Source organism: Methanolobus sp., assembly GCF_016278385.1.
Lineage (GTDB): Archaea > Halobacteriota > Methanosarcinia > Methanosarcinales > Methanosarcinaceae > Methanolobus.
On record NZ_JADQBY010000016.1, the window covers coordinates 1 to 18,922 of the forward strand.

Sequence of the window (18,922 nt, forward strand, 5' to 3'; positions counted from 1 at the left end):
AATTTGATCTCTACATCTGAAAACATAGTCTTAATCCCACTGAGAAGTTAATATAGAGGATTTCGATAAACCCCCACTTTCAACCAATTGCTTATAAGGAGTATATATGCCGAGTTTCAAAAAATAGGGTTTTTCGAAATCCTCTATATTCTGCTTTCTCCCCATAACCTTTGGTAGCGTCTCATATTTGCTGTAAAATCCCTATACTCCTATCTGTCCTTAATCTTCCATAGATAAATATCTATTTCCTGTGATCCATTCTTCGTTGATATCTATCAATATTGAGACTTGCAGTCTCAATAGCGACTCGTTATTAGGGAATACCCAAATGACCTTACTTCTTCTTTTGAGTTCCTTGTTAATCCTTTCTAAGATATTCGTATTCCTTATAGTTTTTCATTCATCTTTTCCTGCACCTGATTGCTGTAAAGCCTCAACTTCTATAATCTTGTTCAAGAACCAGGTTATAAGGGTTCTTACAGCATCTTCGCTATCGACAAAATAATCTTCTAACTGGTCACATAGGTTCATGGTCATGTACCTTCTTAGTTAGCCTAAAACATTCTAAAAAGGTACAGGACTATCACATTTTACAGCAAATCAGTTATGTTACCTTTTAGGCACTATAGCAAACTTATTGAAATCACAATCTATAGCTGAAATTATGAAAATAATCAATATAATAGAGACCATATCGAAGTTTTATTAACTTGAACATTTGTTTGAATTTGGAGGTATTCTACAGAACCCTACTTCAATACTTCTTTTAAACATTCTCCTATTACACCGTAAAAAATGTAATATTAAGATATCATTCAAAATAAAAATTGCAGACAATGCTTTCCAAAAGACTTTTATTTAATATTTCAACATAGAACAATGGATACAAAATCCGTACAACAAATGGGGAATTACTGTGGAAGTGCAATGCCTACTCGATTCGAATATGAACCATATCGTAGAAGAGGTTGATAGAGCTATTCATTCAGAGTTGAAGATACTCTTTAGAAAGATAGCAATCTGATATGAAAGGTTTAATGTGGTTTTCAAAGGATTATTAGATATCGCATGCTCTATGTCGTATTGGAAAAAAGTTAACCAGAAGTTTTGAAATCGGTTTCATAGAAAAACGCAGCTTGAAATATCATGCCGAACATAAATCAAAAATATGGGGAAATACAATGGCAATGAAGGAAAATAAGTTAGCTGAGAATGTTGATGGTGCTTATTATGTTGATGATGACTGTATAGGCTGCCGACTTTGTGAGGGCAACGCACCTAAAAACTTCAAGATGAAGGATGATGATTCTACAGCCTACGTATTCAAGCAACCAGAAAATGAAAAAGAGAAGCATGTTTGTGAGAATGCTCTGGATGAGTGTCCTGTAGAGGCAATTGGAAACGATGGTTGAGATTTGAAAATCGGCTGTAGAAAAACTCTAAATTCATGAGACTTATCATGTTAACAATTTTTCAAAGTACTTCAGAACATGACCATATTTGCTCACTGTAATTGACTGGTTCCCTTTTTGAGAGGGTTTCTGCAGAGTCTATAGAGGATTTCGATAAACCCCCACTTTCAACCAATTGCTTATAAGGAGTATATATGCCGAGTTTCAAAAAATAGGGTTTTTCGAAATCCTCTATAATATATGAAGTAATATATAGAAATGGAATGAGACAGTTATTTATTCGATAATTTATAAATTAGGGATAAATATTTTATTTGAAAAAAAGAAAATGTGGAGTGAAATAATGGTAGCGATTGTAAATAGAGAACTGTGCACAGGATGTGGTCAATGTGTTAATATCTGTCCAATGGAAGCCATTTTGCTGGACGACGAAAGCATTGCGGTTGTTGATTTAAATTCGTGTATAGACTCTGGAAATTGTGTAGATGTTTGCCCAGTTGAAGCTATTTCAATAGAGTGAACACCTTTTATTCGACGAATTATGAGAAATTCAGAACTGGGGATAAATAAGAATGATGGGTATTGAAGATTTGAGGCATGAACACAATGAAATAAGTTTAATGCTTGATGTTATGGGAAGGATCTGTGAACTACTCGATGCAGGGGAAAATATTGACCCGGTACACATTAAACAGCTATATGATTTCATGGTTGTTTTTGTGGATGAGTGCCATCATGGAAAGGAAGAAGAGTTTTTGTTCCCTAAGTTGGAATCTATTAATGGCGAGGAATCTAAAAAACTAATTGGTGTGCTTATAGCAGAGCACAAAGTTGGTCGTGAATATGCAAGTATTATAGTTGAAGCTATTTCTAATCATGAAAATATAGATTTAGAGAGTCGTTCAAAAATAATTAAGTATGGAAGGAACTATATCAAGCTCTTGACTCAACACTTTAATAAAGAAAATAAAATCCTTTTCACGATGGCTGAAAAGAAACTCTCAGATAAGGAGAATCAAGAGTTGTTTGAAGAATTTGAGATTGTGGTAAAGGAAAAGATTGGAATGAACAAATGTGAACAATTACATGAAATGCTTCACCAACTGGCTGATATTTATCTATGAACAAAGTTTGGCTCTGTTAGATAAAAGATAACCAATCAAAATAAAGATAGCTATAGGGATGCTATTGCTATTGTATCAGAAAAAAAATCAGGTTCAATGAAAATGTTTCACTGATACTTGACGGTCAAATCAAATATATGCAATTGGCTCTATAAGATGGTTGAGGGTAGGCTCACCCGGAAGTTCACGTTTAGGAGTACAGTGCCCCTATTGAAACGAGAGCATTTATTCCTGTGGACTCCTCACACCCAACACTATTTCTTCCCACCTTTGCCAAAGAATCCCAAGCTTTCAGGACAGAGCCAGCTCAGACGGCACACAGTGAATGCATTGTTTGCAATGGATGACGAAGTTAACTGTGAATATGGTGTTTCAGCATTGCTTAAGGTAGTAAGCATTTCTTATTATGAAAAAGATGAGATGCTCTAAGGGTACATTACAGTATATGAAGAAGAACTCCGAAGCTGATAAACCATTTATTCTCAATAACCATGTAAAAGAAAGGTTGGAAATGCTCTTAAAAAATCAAAATTTATCGAAACTATAAATAATCAAATAAAAGGCTTTGATATCAAGAAAAAGAATATGACAATACGAACTGTAATCATGCATTCAAGTGCCTCCAAAATCGTTTATAAGCCACTGATGGATTCAGGCAGGTCAATGTATGGACGGACACAAAATCTCCGTGTATAAACCGTCATTTTTGACCCATTCTGTCATCAAAGATGATGGTCAGTTTGAATGGGACTAAATGAAAATGTACGATATATGCAAAGAAGGAGATGGAATGCACTCATGCTATTTTTCTTTGAGTTTGGTGTAATATATTATAGAGGATTTCGATAAACCTTCGATTTTAACCAATTGCATATAAGGGGTTTATATGCCGATACCCAGATTTCCGGGTTTATCGAAATCCTCTATATTATATAATTACCATTTATATCATTGCCACTTATTACATTGCCAGAACATGCTTCCATTCAAATATTCCTATATCACCATCAAATTTGGATTCAGGATGATTGGCATACTCTATTATTGTCCTGCTAAGTTGCTTGAAATACTGAGATCCTTGCTTCATCTCTCCTGTTTCATAATCAATAAACAATTCATAATCAATCTCTTCGTATTTTATTTCCTTATACTTGGAAAGTGAGAGGTCGTAGTTATTTTCCTTGATTTCATCAAATGGAACATAGAAGCATTTACCCTTCCTGTCCTGAGGATTCTCTGTTTTCCTGTTCTTGTACCTCTCAATTATATCAAGAATATCCCCTCTCTTATCAATTGGAGTTCTCTTGTCATCCAGAGAGTAACCGTCTGCTTCCATGTCATAGAACCAGACCACCCTTCCGCACGCCTGCGGAAACGACCCTTTCGGATTGGACGATTTTAAGTTTTTCGTTCCGATTTTAGCGGAACTTTGGGCTTCACCAAGTTTGGCGGCAAATTCTTTTCATATAACATCGGGATTTAGAGAAGTTTTTGCGAAGCAAAAATTTGGGTGAACGAGTGCAACGGAGTGAACCTCTAAATCCTTGTTATATTCCCCGAAGGGCTAAAATATAGTGCAACGTTCCGAAGGAAAATTATAGAGTTTTATTTTTGCTTATTTCAGTACTTTGCTAATTTTAACAATAAATCCAAAATTACCTTTCGATAGCTTTATATGCGGCGGGAACGCCGCCATATGTCTCTTCTAGCATCCAATCCAAACACCTGTGCTAAAGTCGAATTAAGACCTAAAGAATGCATTGATACTGTTCTAAAATCCCTTACAGATAATATCACCATTAACATCAATGGTTCACTTACCTGTAAAGACCTGTTTTATACTGCCATATGTATGGCAGTAGAGAATAGTTCGATCCATTCCATATCAAAACACTATCAACAGATTCCTTGTGAAACATCTACAAGATATCATCTCAGGAAACTGAATCTTGAAGAGCTTATCAGGATAAATAAAAAGATCCTGCTTCAAGGTCCTATTAATACTCTGAAAACAGAGAAGAAGTATGAGTTTGCTATCGATTTTACCAATGATCCTTATTATGGAAAAACGAATTCATCCAATGAAAACTATGTGATACGTAGTCAGGCCAAGAAGTCAACAAACTCATTTTATTCATACGCTTCATTATCCATAATAAACAAGAACGAGAGATTCACTATATCTGTTCTTCCAATGGAGAAAAGTAAAACAACAGTCTATTACCTCAACTATTTTCTTGATACGATAAATAATCTAAATCTAAAGATTAAGGTTCTTTGTTTGGATCGAGGATTTTATTCTGTTGATGTTTTTAAATTTTTACAAAACAAAGAGATTCCTCATATAACACCTGTAGTAAAAAGAGGAAACAAGATCAAGCTACTACTTATCGGCAGAAATGCAAGATATACTGAATATGTAATGAAGAATCCTCAGAAGAAAGAGGTTAGATTGGATATTGTAATCGATGTCAAGTATCTGAAAGGTAAAAGAAACAAAACAGGATGTGAAAATCTTGGATTTGTAGTTTATGGACTTGAATGGAAACCTAGGAAGATCAGCAATGTATACAGAAGACGGTTTGCTATTGAATCATCTTATCGAATGAGAAATATAGTCAAACCAAAAACATCTACAAGAGACGTTACTTTAAGGTATTTCTTTGCATTGATATCGTTCCTGCTTAGAAATACATGGCTCTACATTCAGAAAAAGCATTTCACGATTGTAAAGCAAGGTCCTCAGACAATTGATGAGGACAAGTTCAGATTTGATCGATTTATTCTGTTTGTTGGGGAATGGCTTAGAAGAAAGCTAAGGATTCAGCTAGTTGTGCAGTGTTTGAGGTAGAATGATTGCGGTAAAAGCAAAAAGGATGGAAAATTAGCAAAGTACTGATATTATATCTATGTGTAGAAAACTCCTTAATCGGAGATCAATGCAATTATATTGTGATAAGAAGAGTCCATGCAATAATTGATAATACACTATCATCTCAATTTTTTTATTCAAAAATTTGCGTAATATCTAAACAGTTGAAAATTATTTTTTAGAAAAGTGCTGAAAAGTACCAATCGGTATAATAAGGGTACTTTTCAAGAGATTTCTATATAATTAATTTAAACTGTTCAGATGTTTCATAAAAATTTGGCAATAAAAATTGAGATTTAGATTCTTAGGCTCTGTAGAAATCTTCAATATTCTGATAATAACGAAAGTCGACAATTATTTTAAAAATATTCTCTGATTATGATAAAATATGCTAATTTCGTCCAGATGATGCTTATTTAGAGCTGTTTTCTACAGAGCCTAATCATTTATTGTTTTAATAGATTTTTGATTTTCATTATAATGTATAACAAATACAAATTTGCAGAGAAAAAGAAAACTTTTTTATACTTTTATAACTACCACATTTTTGTTATTATATGCATTTGATAGCAAGCTCAGCTAAAACAAAGATTGAAACTTGCATGTCTATTATGTGATGCTTTCAATAAAATTGGAATACAAAACAAATCAAAGATCATATTAAAAAGGTTGTTATATGGATAAAACAACAATAAAAGAAAGCACAGATTATTTTCTCTATAATGTGTGTCCTCTAGCATCTGTAACACTGCTATTTGGTTATACGATACTTAGCGCTATCAATGCATTACCCTCATACTTTTCATCAATGTCTGGCAATGCTAGTATTTTCTTAACTTCATCTGGCCTTAACCATTCCTTGTGATATCTATTTGTTTTTACTTCAATTTTTATTTTACTCATCTTATAAAAACACAACAATTACTATCTAAAAATTGTGTGAATGTGTGGGGAGTTTTAGAAACGATGTCAATAGACCAATTTGACTTGAAGTACATCTTGCCGAAATGGAGATAATGCAACAAATGATACGAAATGTTGCATCACATTTTAAGTTTATTGATGAAAAGAGATAACGAACTTGGTACGAATCAGTCAATTTTGTTGAAAGCGTACCAAATTATCCTTCATACAAAAAAAGGAAACTTCTATACAGGTTATGTAGTAAATATAATTAGGTAACGATTAAATATGTTATTATAGGATACATTTTATTGTATTAATGTTGCCATAAGTTGTAACCTTGTTCATTAAGGTTTCTTTGTTTCAAGTTCGCTTTTGTAGAGATTATGAAATTAGGACTTTGTGGAAATCCTCCTGCTACAATCTCAACTGTGGGCAACTTTTGATTAGTCAACCTAAACGGAAGATTTTTTCCATAATGAAGCTATACTTCGAAAAATCAGATTTTACATATAATGAAAAAAGCGTTTTTTAAAATGCTGTTGAAGTTTTTCCTTTAATTGGCAGCTATGGAACTCTGTGGAATATCTATTGAAATTATTTGTGCATCTCTAAAAAATGCTATTTTATACTAAAGTTTATGTCCATTAAAGTGGTTATTTATTTATAACAGTCACTTAGACCATTAATAATGATTTATTTGTTAAACATCGAATCTATTTTTTAACTAAGATTAACTGGTGGGTAAATACTGGTACAATTTGATTATTTTTCAGAAAACAAGATAGGCAAGTGGGAAACAGAACCTTCAATCTATTCTAATAGAATAGAATTAATAAAAAAATGGACTCCAATAAAGAATTTGAGTCTTATAACTAATCTTCCAGATATCCCTTTAAAATATCATCCTTGTCCAAAGGAGATGGAAGCCATAAAACTCTCCCTATACGTTACAAACCAAGCAACAGTTGCCACAGAATTGAGCGAAGCATTTGTCCTTCTTTGGAACAACGGATTATTCAATGCTGTTACCCTACCTATCCGAATGATATATGAAATTTGGGGGTCTGTCCATTACGCTCATAACATAATTAAAGGAATGAATGATAATTTTGAAGTCACTCAATCAAAGACCACGCGTTTAATAACAGGGAGTCGTTCTAATATAGAGTTGCCGTGGGGAGGCACTTCTAACATAACTTCGGTTCATATTCTGGATTTTATCCGCTCTCTTAATGATATATGTCCAGAGGCAGAGGAAAATTACAATTATCTCTGTGAAGCTTGTCATCCAAATTTTATAAGGCATGCTGAGTTGCAGATAATGGGCCCAAAGATAAACAATTGGGATAATAAAAACTTTCAGAAAAATGCTCATAAATTGGTTAATCAGACACTTTTTATAATGGAAACTGCGCTTATTGGACTTACTTTAGATATAAATGAATCGTTGGAGTTAGCTCTATGTTATATGATAGATAATCCAAATGTCAAACATTAGTTATTGTTGCATAAAAATATGAAGTTGTATAAAATTAGTCTTATCTATGGGAAATTGGAACGCTTAATCACTATATCTTAGCTCTGCATCCTCATTTAGATTTTTTCAGCCCTGAAGATTTAGGGAAACTCGAAAATCCCAATTTAGTTTATTTTTATTTACAGGTGAGAATCCACATCTGACCATCGCTTCTTTAAACTGCGGATTTGCGATAAAGAAACCATCTGGTGATTCTTCAAATAAAAGTTTAAGCGCATAACTGGCGTAAGGTTTCTCTGGTGTTTTTTGGGGGAGTATATTTAACGTTATCCAATTATCCAGGGCTTCTTTTTGATTTTCGGGTAATTCGTATGCACTCTCTTTTTTTGCCATATTGATACTGAATGATTTGGAAATATTTAATTCACATCCTTTTTCTTCAAAATAATTTTCACCAAGTATTGAGCCCATTTCTTCCAGTTTATTGTTTCCAAACTGTACAGGATCAATTGAAAATGAAGAGAACTAACCCTCTATTTAGGGCATCATCTTCATGATCTCACTTATTTCCGTGTGAAGTATATCTGTCTGCATTCTAATCTTCTCTCCTGAAATGCACCATTTTTGAAACACCTATCTTCCTCTCCCCAAGATAATATGAGCACAGGGCATGGTGAAACGAAGTGTAACTCCCCGAAGGGTTTCAACAGCAGAAGCCATTTCGATGAATTTAGCAAGATAGAAACTACCCTGTCCTGTAACATCATTGATTGCCCGAATATAATTTACATTACTTGCTTAAATGGACTCGCACAGTTCAAGTTACATAATCTAAATATCACATAAAACCAATCTTCTCTAAATGAGTTATATTATCAACAAGATAGTCCCGAAACAGCGTAAGATGTCTACAAAGGTAGGTGGGATTCTAATAATCGTAGGTGAGACTATGTTCCTTTTCTCTCTTCTGAATTTCCTGATGATAACAAGGCTTCAGTATTATAGTTCAGGGGACAGTTTCATGAGAACACTCTTTCCTCATTACCTTTTCTTCCTTGCAGCATTATTCATTGCGGCATTCATAGGCATGTGGCTGACCTATGTGTATGTGTTCCCGAGCAAACAGCGGTTTGCACAGGAACAGGCCATCAAGGATGACAGAAGTCCTCTTTTCAACAAGGTTCTGGACATCGAGAGTGAGATCGAAGAACTAAAAACCGCTGTCATTGAGCTGTCTAAAAAGATGGATCGCATGGCTGAAAAAGACAAACATTAATTTCCATTAAAATGACAATAGAGATCGATCCGGTTTTTGATGAACCTGCACTTGTAGTAAACAACGAAACAAGGGCACTGGTAATTGCTGATATACACCTTGGGATAGAGTGGGATCTCTATAGAAGTGGATTCTCCATTCCAAGCCGCATGAAACAAGGTCTTGAACGAATACTCGGGTATATCGAACAGGTTTCACCCGACAGAATAATCCTGCTTGGTGATGTGAAGCACAATGTACCTCAGATATCCTGGCAGGAACGGGATGAGATTCCCTATTTTCTTTTAATGCTTTCCGATCATGCAATGGTGGACATCTTCCCTGGGAACCACGATGGTGGTATCGAGTACCTGCTGCCTGAAAGAAAGAATATAACAGTACATCCTGTACGTGGTTCTGTAATAGAGGGTGTGGGCTATTTCCACGGGCATACCTGGCCAGACCCTTCTTTGCTCTGCGCAAAATACATTATTGCTGCTCACAATCATCCGACTATTCGTTTCACTGACTCTCTGGGGTATGCTACAGTAGAGCAAAGCTGGATAAGGACTCATCTGAATCTTCAGGCACTTCAGGAACATTTCACAAGTCTTGAGCTGGAAAAGGAAAATGGTAACTGGAATGACCCTGAACTTATAATCGTGCCGTCATTCAATGAATTATGTGGTGGTGTGGCTTTTAATGAATCCCTGCATGATGATCTGCTTGGACCTCTGTTCTCATCAAAGGGTGTGGATATTGACAATGCGGAAGCCTATCTTCTGGACGGAACAAATCTCGGGAAACTGAAGAACATAAGGAAGCTGGAAGAGAGCAAGATGCGTCCCTCAAGAAGAAAAAGAAAGAGAGCTAAAAAATGAGTTTTGGAAATTTTTTTGATTCATTCGACCCACGGATACAAGTTGCCCTTGAAAAACAGGGATTTAAGGCTCCCACTGAACCTCAGGAACAGGTATTTCCATATATCATGAAAGGAGATCACACATTTCTTATTGCACCTACAGGTTCTGGTAAGACCGAATCAGCAGTCCTTCCCATATTCCATTCCATTCTTGCCAAGACTCAGGAACAAAGAACGGGTATATCAGTTCTCTACATCACTCCTCTGCGTGCTCTTAATCGTGATATGCTCTCACGTATCCAGTGGTGGGGGAATGAACTTGGAATTGATGTGCAGGTAAGGCATGGAGATACTTCACAGTATGAGAGGCAGAAACAATCCCGAAAGCCTCCTGATTTCCTGATAACTACTCCGGAAACTCTGCAGGCAATGTTTACAGGTTCACGCCTGCGGAAGAACCTGGAATATGTGACTCATGTTGTTGTGGATGAGATACATGAGATGGCCTCGTCTAAAAGAGGAACCCAGCTTGCAGTGGGTCTTGAAAGGCTTGTGGAACTTTCAGGTGAATTTCAGAGAATAGGGCTTTCAGCCACAGTGGGAAATCCGGATGAGGTGGCAAAATTCCTTGCTGGCTCGGATAGGGATGTTTCCATTGTTTCTGTTTCCATGCTAAAGCTTCTGGATTTCAAAGTAGTGAGTCCACATGTGACAGATGAGGACGTAGCGATCTCAAAGAAACTGGCATGTGATGTTAACTTCGCTGCACATCTGCGTTGCGTCAGGGACATAGTTATGGATAATGTTTCCACTCTTGTTTTTGTAAATACAAGACAGAGTGCAGAGGCACTGGCAGCAGGGTTTAATATGATGGAGCTTCCTGTTGGAGTTCACCACGGTTCTCTTTCAGTGGATTCCCGTATTGAGGCGGAAGAATCATTTAAAAACGGAGACCTTCGAGGTCTTATATGCACTTCATCAATGGAGCTGGGTATTGATATTGGCAATGTGGATCATGTGGTGCAGTACGGCTCCCCTAGACAGGTTTCAAGGCTTCTGCAACGTGTAGGGCGCGCGGGACACAGGATACATGAGATCTCCAGAGGTACTATCATTGCCATGGATGCCGATGATATTGCAGAGAGCATGGCAATTTGCAGGCTGGCCATGGACGGTAAAGTTGAGTCGATATCTCCTCATATGAATTCTCTTGATGTAATCGCTAACCAGCTATCCGGATTGGTGCTTGATTTTGGCGAAGTTGGAATTGACCGGATATACAGCATCTTGAAACGTGCATATCCTTTCAAAGACCTTAAGATAGAGGTTCTCAGGAAAGTCGTCAGTCAGATACTGGAATATCGGATGGTCTGGCAGGAAGAAGGCTCGGATTCTATCAGTCGACGGAGAAAAAGCTGGCAATATTATTACGAGAACCTCTCTATGATACCTGATGAGAGAAAGTACGAGATATTCGATATTGTTACCGGCAGGTCAGTGGGTGTTCTGGACGAGGCTTTTGTTATTAATTTTGCAACTCCCGGGGCTGTTTTCATTACCAAGGGGGATATGTGGCGGGTCATTGAGATGGTCAGTGACCGTGACAGAATAAAAGTGGAACCTGTAAGAGGTATGGGTGAAATACCAAGCTGGGTCGGTGAGGAGATTCCGGTGCCATTTGAGGTGGCTCAGGAAGTTGCCAGCATTCGTTCCTTAGTTGCGGGTACGATCCATGATGAAAAAGACGACGAGGACATTGCAAAAGAAGTATGTTCTGTTTATCCTATAGGACCTGAAGCTCTGGAAGATTTGCTCTCTATCCTGAAGGAACATGTTGAAGGTGGTTATCCCTTGCCTGATCAGCATATGTTCGTTATAGAGAATGATGGTGAAGCTGTTCTTATAAACACCTGCCTTGGTCATAATGCGAACGAGACACTGGCAAAAGTTCTCACTTCCCTTCTCGCTGCAAGGTATGGAAGCAGTGTTGCACAGGAAATTGATCCTTACAGGATACGAATGACACTTCCACGCAGGATAAAGGCAAAGGAGATTGAGGTTCTTTTGAGGGATATTCAGCCGGAACATATCGAACCTATTATTGAGATGACTTTGAAGAACACATCATTGATGAAATGGAAGATGGTGCATGTTGCCAGGAAGTTCGGTGCTCTTAGTAAGAATTTGGATTATGATCGGATCAGCATGAAGAAACTCCTTGAGATATATCGTGACACTGCAATGTATGATGAGGTCATAAGGGAGATCTTTCACAATATGCTGGATGTGAAAAGGGTTACGGATATACTTACTCAAATGGCTTCAGGAAAGATTCTTATTGTTGTCAGTGGCCCAACACCATTAGGAAGTTGTGGTTTTTCCATGAAGCGTGATCTAGTAGCTCCGGAAAAGGCAGATAGGTCTATTGTTATGGCTTTGAAAGAACGTATCATGAATGATAATGTGATACTTTTCTGTGTACATTGCAAGAAGTGGACCTCGAGAAGAATGGTAAAAAATGTTCCTGAAAAAATAATATGTCCTGTTTGTGATTCCGGTCTTGTGGCTGCCTTGAAGCCGTGGGAAGATGAAGAGATAAAGCTTGTGAAAAAACAGGATAAAGTCACTTCGAAAGAAGATATAAAACGTATAAGAAGGGTTTACAGGAATGCAAATATCGTGATGACTCATGGGAATCTGGCAGTTGTAGCACTTGCAAGCAGGGGTGTAGGGCCGGAAATGGCAACAAGGGTTATACAAAAAATGCGGCATGATGAAGAGGCATTCTATCGTGATATTTTGGTTGCTGAAAGGAACTATGCTAAAAATAAAAGATTCTGGAGCTAACATGCTTTTATTTGTAAGGCTGGTTGTATAGGTAATCTTAATATAAAAAAAGTACAGACTTTAAATGGGTAAGTATTTTTGATAGTAAATCGGGAGGTTAAGAATGCAATCGTTTATAGTTGAGCATTATCTGCAAAAGAAAATTGATATCTATTGTGGTGGTCCTGACAGGTTCTATGGTGTTGTTGAAGCATGTGCTGATGGTGTTTTGACCATTAAGGACAATGATATGTATACGCATATTGCCATTAATAAGATTATTGCAATCTGGAGCGATGAGAAAAAGTAAATGAGAAGCAACTAAAAACGAATACCTGCTTTTCAGTAATTTATTTTTCTAATGTGCTATTTTCCTAAATGTTTACTATTTAGTAGTTCTTATGAATTTCAATTTTGCCTATACTTGTAAACCAATTTGTTCATGTCTATTAATTTAGTTTTTCTAATTTTCTGCATCCCTCTGCTTCAATCCAATAGCTTTATATCTGATGTTCCCTCTGCTTCAATCCAATAGTTTTATATCTGATGTTACTCAAATCAGGGTGACTTAAATCTACTCAACAGAGAAGGATTCATTATGAACATGAAAGAAAGATTACTCAAAGCATTAAAAGGTGAAGAAGTCGACAAAGTACCTGTTTGCACTGTAACACAGTCCGCTATTGTTGAGCTTATGGATCAGACCGGTGCAGCATGGCCAGAGGCACACACCGACGCACAGAAGATGGCAGACCTTGCAATCGCATCATACGAAGTATGCGGTCTTGAGGGTGTAAGAGCTCCATATTGTCTCACAGTACTTGCAGAAGCAATGGGTTGTGAAGTCAACATGGGTACAAAGAACAGGCAGCCTTCAGTTACCGATCACCCATACCCAAAGGGTGTTGACAACCTTGTTATGCCAGAGAATCTCCTTACAGTAGGCAGGATTCCTGTTGTACTCGAAACAATGAAACTCATCAGGGACAAAGTAGGAGATGAAGTACCTATAATTGCAGGTATGGAAGGTCCAGTTACCCTTGCATCTGACCTTGCAAGTGTAAAGAAGTTCATGAAATGGTCCATCAAGGCACCAGCAGACTTCGACACAATTCTTGACTTCGCATGTGATGCATGTATCCAGTATGCAAACGCACTCTTCGATGCAGGCGCAGACGTTATCAGTGTACCAGACCCAGTAGCCTCACCTGACCTGATGTCACCAGACACATTTGACAAGCAGCTCAAGCCATTCCTTCAGAAGTTCGCAGATGGTGTCAAGGGCCCAATGATTCTCCACGTTTGTGGCGATGTATCACCAATCCTTGAAATGATGGCAGACTGCCACTTCCCATCCATCAGTATTGAAGAGAAGGTAAAGGATCTTGCAGGCGCAAAAGCAAAAGTAGCTGGAAAGGTCACAATCTGTGGTAACGTTTCAAGTCCTTTTGTTCTTCTTGCAGGCGATGCAGCAACTGTCAAGGCAGCTGCAACAAAGGCTCTTGAAGACGGCGTCGATGTACTTGCACCAGGCTGTGGAATTGCACCTGACACTCCAGTTGCAAACCTTAAAGCAATGGTCGAAGCAAGAGACGAATTCTACGCATAAATTTTCTAAACAGACATGCCATAGTTCAACTATGGTCGTGTCTGCATTTTTTTATTCAGTTTCTATTAATTTTCCTTCTATTGCTTTTGTTTTCATTATTCACTGTTAACATAAATTTTTAATATAACCTAGTTGCATCTTTAATTGCTCATATGATATTTGGGCTACGAATTCGTCTTTTGAAAGTTAACTTTGGATTTTTAATTTCAAAATGGAGGAATATTATGCACTATAGTCTGGGAATTGATGCTGGCGGTACGTATACGGATGCTATTCTGGTAAGGGATTCAGATGCTTCTGTGGTAGATTCGAATAAATCACTTACAACATATCCTGATCTTGTTGCAGGTATCAGGAATGCGATCGATGGACTTGATTCGCAGTATCTTAAAAATGTAAATCTCGTATCCGTTTCAACGACTCTTGCTACAAACACAGTGCTTGAAGGTACAGGAAGTCCGGTGGCTCTTATTCTTGTTGGGGAACACCCTGTAAAAGGCGATTTCCCGGCAAAATATGTTCTTTCAATTTCTGGTGGTCATGGTTTTAATGGTGAGGAAATTGAAAAACCTGATATTGGTGCGGTACGGGAATTTACTCAAAAGATTAAAGATGATGTTGCTGCTTTTGCAGTTTCATCTGTTTTCAGTATTCGAAATCCGGAACATGAAATGGCCATTACTGATGTGATACATGAAATGACAGGATTGCCTGTAGTCTGTGGTCATGAACTTTCCCAGGATCTTGGTGCATATGAGAGAGCAGTTACTGCATCCTTGAATGCCCAGTTACTTCCAATTTCTCATAAATTTATTCTTTCTGTAATGGATGAGATAAAAAGAAAAAATATTGATGCCAGATTACTGATGCTAAAATGTGATGGTACTGTTGTAGGTTTGAAAGATGCCTTGGAAAAACCTGTAGAATCTATTTTTTCCGGTCCAGCTGCAAGTCTTGTTGGAGCATCTTTCCTTTCAGGAAAAAACACATGTGCAGTGGTGGATGTTGGTGGAACAAGCACCGATGTTTCAGCAATAACTAATGGTGTACCGGAGTTATCTGATACAGGGGCTGTTGTGGGTGGCTGGAAAACCAAAGTTCGTGCAACAAGGATGGAAACTTCTGCGATGGGTGGTGATAGTCATGTGTGGACGTGTTCCAAAGCAATATACATTGGACCGAGGCGAGTTATTCCTCTTTGCCTTGCCTCTTCTAAATATCCGGGATTCCTGGACAAATTGAAAAAGAGTGTCGCTCCTTTAAGAAGTGTGCTTGACAGGAACATTCAACCGACCAAATTTTTCATGAGATCAGGATATGAACCCATTGGCCTTGATGAGTCGGAAACTGAAATGTTCAAAGTAATCGGTAATGAGCCAATGAGCCTGAATGAAATTGCCAGCTTGTCTAAAAAGTATCCTTCTACTGTTATGATTGACTCACTAATTCAGAAACGATTGATACAGGCAATCGGTTTCACTCCAACGGATGCTCTTCATGTACTTGGCGATTATACTTTCTGGGATGTTGAGGCATCCAAAGTAGGAGCTGAAAAGCTTAGTAATCTTAATAAGATGACCCCCCTTGAATTCTGCAATAATGTCAAGGATATTGTAGCAAGGAACATGGCTTTTAATCTGATGTCTTATCTTCTTCCTGATGTCGAAAGGTCAGGCATCAAAAAAATAGTTGATGGGGAATTCAATGCCAGGTTCAAGGTAGATATCCCTGTAGTTTTGCTAGGTGGTCCAGTTGCAGCTTACCGGGAAAATATGGAAAGCATAATTGATGCACAAATAATTATTCCTGAACATGCGGAAGTTGGAAATGCTGCAGGAGCTCTTTTTGGAAAAGGTATCAAAAGAATTGAGATAATCATAAGACCAATTTCTGTTGCAGATCCTGATCAGGGCTACCTTGTATTTTCTCCAATTGGAAGGAACGATTTTAAGAAATATCGGGAAGCTGTGGAATATGCAAATAAACATGGAAAAAATATGGTTCTTGATTACATGGGTGAATGTGGTGTAAGTAAAGATAATATTGATGTCAAGATGACTAAAAAGACTTTTTCACCAGAGGGTTGGAAGCATGCTCCTCTTGAAACCATAATTACAATTTCGGGAATAGGCTATCCTAAAAAATTCATAATGTAACTCTTACATTAATATTCTATTTTTTTTTGTAAAATATCTGAAAATGAACATACTATCCAGTATGGAATATTAATCTATTAAGAAAAAAAAGAAAAAAGAAACAAGTTCTAAATTTAGAACTTGTAGTTTGCATCTGGTCTGAATACAGCGACCTCTGCCTTGTATTTCTCCATGCAGTCACTCATGAAGGTTTCGGATTCGTCGGTCATTGCGTCAAGTGATGCTTTTGCGTCCTTGAGTGCATTGATCTCGAACTTGGACATGACGAGTTTCTTGCTGTCTGCTGCGTTGAGGATGTCAACACTTGAGATTGCTGCGTTCTTTGCACGGAGGAAAAGGTCGTCTCCGTCCTTTACGATTGCCTGTCCTACCTTGTATGCGTTGTCGTATGCAAGGACGTATCCCTGTGGGTCTCTGTACTTGTCAGAGAGTACGAGGATGTCACGAAGCATCTTTGCGTTTCCGGTCTCTGTTGCTACGTTAAGCATTGCTGCATCGTAGTTCAGGGATTCGGACCAGCACTGTACTGAGGTACCACCGAATTCTGCATGGTATTCAACAGATTCGTTTGACCAGAGGTCACAGCACTGCATGACAAGGTTACCCATTACGTCAGAGTGAGCACAGGTTGAGGTCTTTCCTTCCTGAGCAATTGGGCATCCGGTGATGGACTTTACGATTGTGTTCTCGTATCCACAGTCCTTTCCTGGACCCTGAGCACCTGCTTCATATCCAGCGAGTGTTCTTGGTGCAGAGATTGCTCTTGCAATGATTGCAAGGGTGTGTGCAAGGTTCTTGTCGAGGAGACCACCAGCAATGAACATTGCGGTGTTTGCCTGTGCACAGTCTGTGTCACCAGCTGCAATTCTACCCTTCTTGTCTGCGATCTTCCTTATGTCAGACCAAATCATGGTCATGTCAATTGAACCGAGGCAGCCAATTCCGTAAATGAGGCCAGGTACATCGTTTCTGAGAATTGCGTAGTCAAGAATTTCCTTACCGCCCATTGTTTCGATGGACAGGAAGTCAGCTCCTGCTTCTGCAACAGCTTCGAATGACTCCATAAGGGTGTCATATTTTGCACCAATCAGTGCAAGAAGGTCACGGTCTTCACGGATGTCACCAGGTGTGTGTCTGAGACCACATTTGATTCCGTATTCTTCGTGGTATTCTTCAAGGATTGTCTTCTGTACGTGAGCGACTTCTCCTCCCCATGTTGGGTTGTTGGTCATCTGCTCTACGTGTTCTGTTTCCAGTGATACTGCAGGGAAACCGACCTGTACAGCTCTTGCCATGATGTCGGTTGTAAGTCTGCGGTATTCAGAAACGAGTTTCTCCTTGGAGACACCTGCTTCAGGTCTTGGTGCGTAGTTAACTTCTGCTGTTACGTATCCTGCACCTACTTCTAAACCGAGTTCTGCCTTGACTGGGTAAACTGACTTACCGAAGATCATGTCGTCAGCAGCTTTGTATGCCATTGATGTGTATCTTTTAACCATATCTCTCACTCCTTAGTGTTTGTGGAAAGTCTCCTTGAGTTGTGCGAGTCCTTTTCCTGCAAGGATTGCATTTGCCATCTTTGGTGCATCTGCTGCTTCTTCTCCATATACACCAAGTTCATACTGTACTACGAAGTCCTGGTTTACTGCTCCGCCACCACACTGGAATGGTACCTTGAGACCAGATTCGAGAAGTCTGTCGTTTACTTCCTTGAATGCATACATTGTTGTTGTCATCAATGCTGTTCCGGTAAGCATCATTGGGCTTTCCTTCTTTACAGCTGCGATTACTTCATCGACTGGGCAGTCACGGCCAAGGTCAACTACTTCAAAGCCAGCTGCTCTGAGGAGTGCTGCTACGATTGTCTTTCCGATGTCGTGTACGTCACCTTCTGCTACGTGGCAGACGATCTTTCCTTTTGGTTTAGGTGCAGATCCGCCCTGTTCTTTACAGAACTCGATACCCTCGAGCATTGCATCTGCTGACATCATAACGTTTGGCAGGAAGATTGTGCCCTGGTCGTACAGGTCTGTGACGATCTTCATTCCGACCATCAGCACATCGTCGATGAGCTTAATTGCGTCTGCTCCGCCTTCGATTGCCTTCTCAAGGCCTTCGATAACGTCGTCCTCTTCTCCATCAAAGATTGCAGCACATATTGTTCTTGCTGGTTCTGCTTTAGGGAACATCTCAGCTGCTAACTCTTCTGGTGACTGTGCTTTTTCTTTCTGCACATTGTACCTTATTAATATTTTACTTGGGTCTATATCCATCTAATTCTACCTCCTTAGATCTAGATTGCCTTCCTGCTACTTGTCATACGTTCAAGCGAAGGTATGCTGTAAAGCAGCAGATGGATATCTGTTGGTTCATGCCTCTGATTGATACAGCAAATGTCTCCACAACAATTTGCTAACAACCTT

The 18,922-nt window shown here is 38.5% G+C and carries 18 protein-coding genes and 1 pseudogene; 12 read left to right on the forward strand and 7 right to left on the reverse strand.

What is annotated here, in order from left to right:
- Positions 1 to 219 precede the first annotated feature (219 nt).
- Both QZZ23_RS07375 and QZZ23_RS07380 read right to left on the reverse strand, forming a co-directional pair.
- Positions 220 to 396: pseudogene (locus tag QZZ23_RS07375) on the reverse strand (transposase); the annotation flags it as partial.
- On the reverse strand, positions 397 to 531 hold the full coding sequence (locus QZZ23_RS07380) for a hypothetical protein (RefSeq protein ID WP_292468354.1): 135 nt from the start codon (positions 529 to 531) through the stop codon (positions 397 to 399).
- Positions 532 to 1,181: 650 nt separating this feature from the next.
- Between QZZ23_RS07380 and QZZ23_RS07385 the strand changes: the two genes are divergently transcribed.
- The 4 genes from QZZ23_RS07385 to QZZ23_RS07400 all read left to right on the forward strand — a co-directional run bounded on the left by QZZ23_RS07385 (position 1,182) and on the right by QZZ23_RS07400 (position 2,965).
- On the forward strand, positions 1,182 to 1,412 hold the full coding sequence (locus QZZ23_RS07385) for a ferredoxin (protein WP_292468356.1): 231 nt from the start codon (positions 1,182 to 1,184) through the stop codon (positions 1,410 to 1,412).
- 343 nt (positions 1,413 to 1,755) lie between these two features.
- Entirely contained in the window at positions 1,756 to 1,932 is a 177-nt protein-coding gene (locus QZZ23_RS07390) for a 4Fe-4S binding protein (RefSeq protein WP_292468358.1), read from the forward strand.
- Between the two features lie 52 nt (positions 1,933 to 1,984).
- Positions 1,985 to 2,536 (forward strand): hemerythrin domain-containing protein, encoded by a 552-nt coding sequence (locus QZZ23_RS07395; protein WP_292468361.1) that lies wholly within the window; start codon positions 1,985 to 1,987, stop codon positions 2,534 to 2,536.
- 210 nt (positions 2,537 to 2,746) lie between these two features.
- Positions 2,747 to 2,965, forward strand: a complete 219-nt coding sequence (locus tag QZZ23_RS07400; RefSeq protein ID WP_292468363.1) for a hypothetical protein — start codon at positions 2,747 to 2,749, stop codon at positions 2,963 to 2,965.
- Positions 2,966 to 3,497: 532 nt separating this feature from the next.
- On the opposite strand, the gene QZZ23_RS07405 is transcribed toward QZZ23_RS07400, so the two are convergent.
- Complete coding sequence (locus QZZ23_RS07405; RefSeq protein ID WP_366931327.1) at positions 3,498 to 3,890, reverse strand: N-6 DNA methylase; 393 nt, start codon at positions 3,888 to 3,890, stop codon at positions 3,498 to 3,500.
- 342 nt (positions 3,891 to 4,232) lie between these two features.
- On the opposite strand from QZZ23_RS07405, the gene QZZ23_RS07410 reads away from it, so the two are divergent.
- Complete coding sequence (locus QZZ23_RS07410; protein WP_292468366.1) at positions 4,233 to 5,387, forward strand: ISH3 family transposase; 1,155 nt, start codon at positions 4,233 to 4,235, stop codon at positions 5,385 to 5,387.
- A gap of 780 nt (positions 5,388 to 6,167) precedes the next feature.
- Here the strand turns inward: QZZ23_RS07410 and QZZ23_RS07415 are convergent.
- Positions 6,168 to 6,311: a hypothetical protein gene (locus QZZ23_RS07415; protein WP_292468367.1), complete on the reverse strand. Its 144-nt coding sequence runs from the start codon at positions 6,309 to 6,311 to the stop codon at positions 6,168 to 6,170.
- Positions 6,312 to 7,233: 922 nt separating this feature from the next.
- On the opposite strand from QZZ23_RS07415, the gene QZZ23_RS07420 reads away from it, so the two are divergent.
- Positions 7,234 to 7,812, forward strand: a complete 579-nt coding sequence (locus QZZ23_RS07420) for a hypothetical protein (RefSeq protein ID WP_292468370.1) — start codon at positions 7,234 to 7,236, stop codon at positions 7,810 to 7,812.
- A gap of 105 nt (positions 7,813 to 7,917) precedes the next feature.
- Here the strand turns inward: QZZ23_RS07420 and QZZ23_RS07425 are convergent, their stop codons facing one another.
- Entirely contained in the window at positions 7,918 to 8,262 is a 345-nt protein-coding gene (locus QZZ23_RS07425) for a hypothetical protein (RefSeq protein ID WP_292468372.1), read from the reverse strand.
- A gap of 391 nt (positions 8,263 to 8,653) precedes the next feature.
- On the opposite strand from QZZ23_RS07425, the gene QZZ23_RS07430 reads away from it, so the two are divergent.
- The 6 genes from QZZ23_RS07430 to QZZ23_RS07455 all read left to right on the forward strand — a co-directional run bounded on the left by QZZ23_RS07430 (position 8,654) and on the right by QZZ23_RS07455 (position 16,499).
- The gene (locus QZZ23_RS07430; RefSeq protein ID WP_292468375.1) at positions 8,654 to 9,067 is read left to right on the forward strand and encodes a hypothetical protein; all 414 of its coding nucleotides are present in this window, start codon (positions 8,654 to 8,656) and stop codon (positions 9,065 to 9,067) included.
- 11 nt (positions 9,068 to 9,078) lie between these two features.
- The gene (locus tag QZZ23_RS07435; RefSeq protein ID WP_292468377.1) at positions 9,079 to 9,927 is read left to right on the forward strand and encodes a metallophosphoesterase; all 849 of its coding nucleotides are present in this window, start codon (positions 9,079 to 9,081) and stop codon (positions 9,925 to 9,927) included.
- Positions 9,924 to 12,755, forward strand: coding sequence for a DEAD/DEAH box helicase (locus tag QZZ23_RS07440; protein ID WP_292468379.1), 2,832 nt, complete (start codon positions 9,924 to 9,926; stop codon positions 12,753 to 12,755). Before QZZ23_RS07435 ends, QZZ23_RS07440 begins: the two co-directional genes overlap by 4 nt.
- 103 nt (positions 12,756 to 12,858) lie before the next feature.
- Entirely contained in the window at positions 12,859 to 13,044 is a 186-nt protein-coding gene (locus QZZ23_RS07445; RefSeq protein ID WP_292468381.1) for an MM0924 family protein, read from the forward strand.
- Between the two features lie 288 nt (positions 13,045 to 13,332).
- The gene (gene mtaA, locus QZZ23_RS07450; RefSeq protein WP_292468383.1) at positions 13,333 to 14,343 is read left to right on the forward strand and encodes a methylcobamide:CoM methyltransferase MtaA; all 1,011 of its coding nucleotides are present in this window, start codon (positions 13,333 to 13,335) and stop codon (positions 14,341 to 14,343) included.
- A gap of 224 nt (positions 14,344 to 14,567) precedes the next feature.
- Positions 14,568 to 16,499, forward strand: coding sequence for a hydantoinase/oxoprolinase family protein (locus QZZ23_RS07455; RefSeq protein WP_292468386.1), 1,932 nt, complete (start codon positions 14,568 to 14,570; stop codon positions 16,497 to 16,499).
- Positions 16,500 to 16,612: 113 nt separating this feature from the next.
- Here QZZ23_RS07455 and mtaB read toward each other — a convergent pair whose 3' ends face one another.
- Together mtaB and mtaC are read right to left on the reverse strand one after the other, a co-directional pair.
- On the reverse strand, positions 16,613 to 17,998 hold the full coding sequence (gene mtaB / locus QZZ23_RS07460; RefSeq protein WP_292468388.1) for a methanol--corrinoid protein co-methyltransferase MtaB: 1,386 nt from the start codon (positions 17,996 to 17,998) through the stop codon (positions 16,613 to 16,615).
- A gap of 12 nt (positions 17,999 to 18,010) precedes the next feature.
- Positions 18,011 to 18,772 carry a methanol--corrinoid protein MtaC gene (mtaC, locus tag QZZ23_RS07465; protein ID WP_292468390.1) on the reverse strand — a complete coding sequence of 254 codons (762 nt, stop codon included), beginning with the start codon at positions 18,770 to 18,772 and terminating at the stop codon, positions 18,011 to 18,013.
- Between the last annotated feature and the right edge of the window lie 150 nt (positions 18,773 to 18,922).

Excerpts from the sequence above, each read along its gene's own strand:
- QZZ23_RS07435 (WP_292468377.1), top strand. The coding sequence starts at position 9,079 with ATGACAATAGAGATCGATCCGGTTTTTGATGAACCTGCACTTGTAGTA.
- QZZ23_RS07390 (WP_292468358.1), top strand. The coding sequence starts at position 1,756 with ATGGTAGCGATTGTAAATAGAGAACTGTGCACAGGATGTGGTCAATGT.
- mtaA (WP_292468383.1), top strand. The coding sequence starts at position 13,333 with ATGAACATGAAAGAAAGATTACTCAAAGCATTAAAAGGTGAAGAAGTC.
- QZZ23_RS07425 (WP_292468372.1), bottom strand. The coding sequence starts at position 8,262 with ATGGGCTCAATACTTGGTGAAAATTATTTTGAAGAAAAAGGATGTGAA.
- QZZ23_RS07455 (WP_292468386.1), top strand. The coding sequence starts at position 14,568 with ATGCACTATAGTCTGGGAATTGATGCTGGCGGTACGTATACGGATGCT.
- QZZ23_RS07445 (WP_292468381.1), top strand. The coding sequence starts at position 12,859 with ATGCAATCGTTTATAGTTGAGCATTATCTGCAAAAGAAAATTGATATC.
- QZZ23_RS07430 (WP_292468375.1), top strand. The coding sequence starts at position 8,654 with ATGAGTTATATTATCAACAAGATAGTCCCGAAACAGCGTAAGATGTCT.
- mtaC (WP_292468390.1), bottom strand. The coding sequence starts at position 18,772 with ATGGATATAGACCCAAGTAAAATATTAATAAGGTACAATGTGCAGAAA.
- mtaB (WP_292468388.1), bottom strand. The coding sequence starts at position 17,998 with ATGGTTAAAAGATACACATCAATGGCATACAAAGCTGCTGACGACATG.
- QZZ23_RS07415 (WP_292468367.1), bottom strand. The coding sequence starts at position 6,311 with ATGAGTAAAATAAAAATTGAAGTAAAAACAAATAGATATCACAAGGAA.
- QZZ23_RS07380 (WP_292468354.1), bottom strand. The coding sequence starts at position 531 with ATGAACCTATGTGACCAGTTAGAAGATTATTTTGTCGATAGCGAAGAT.
- QZZ23_RS07410 (WP_292468366.1), top strand. The coding sequence starts at position 4,233 with ATGTCTCTTCTAGCATCCAATCCAAACACCTGTGCTAAAGTCGAATTA.
- QZZ23_RS07385 (WP_292468356.1), top strand. The coding sequence starts at position 1,182 with ATGGCAATGAAGGAAAATAAGTTAGCTGAGAATGTTGATGGTGCTTAT.
- QZZ23_RS07395 (WP_292468361.1), top strand. The coding sequence starts at position 1,985 with ATGATGGGTATTGAAGATTTGAGGCATGAACACAATGAAATAAGTTTA.
- QZZ23_RS07420 (WP_292468370.1), top strand. The coding sequence starts at position 7,234 with ATGGAAGCCATAAAACTCTCCCTATACGTTACAAACCAAGCAACAGTT.
- QZZ23_RS07440 (WP_292468379.1), top strand. The coding sequence starts at position 9,924 with ATGAGTTTTGGAAATTTTTTTGATTCATTCGACCCACGGATACAAGTT.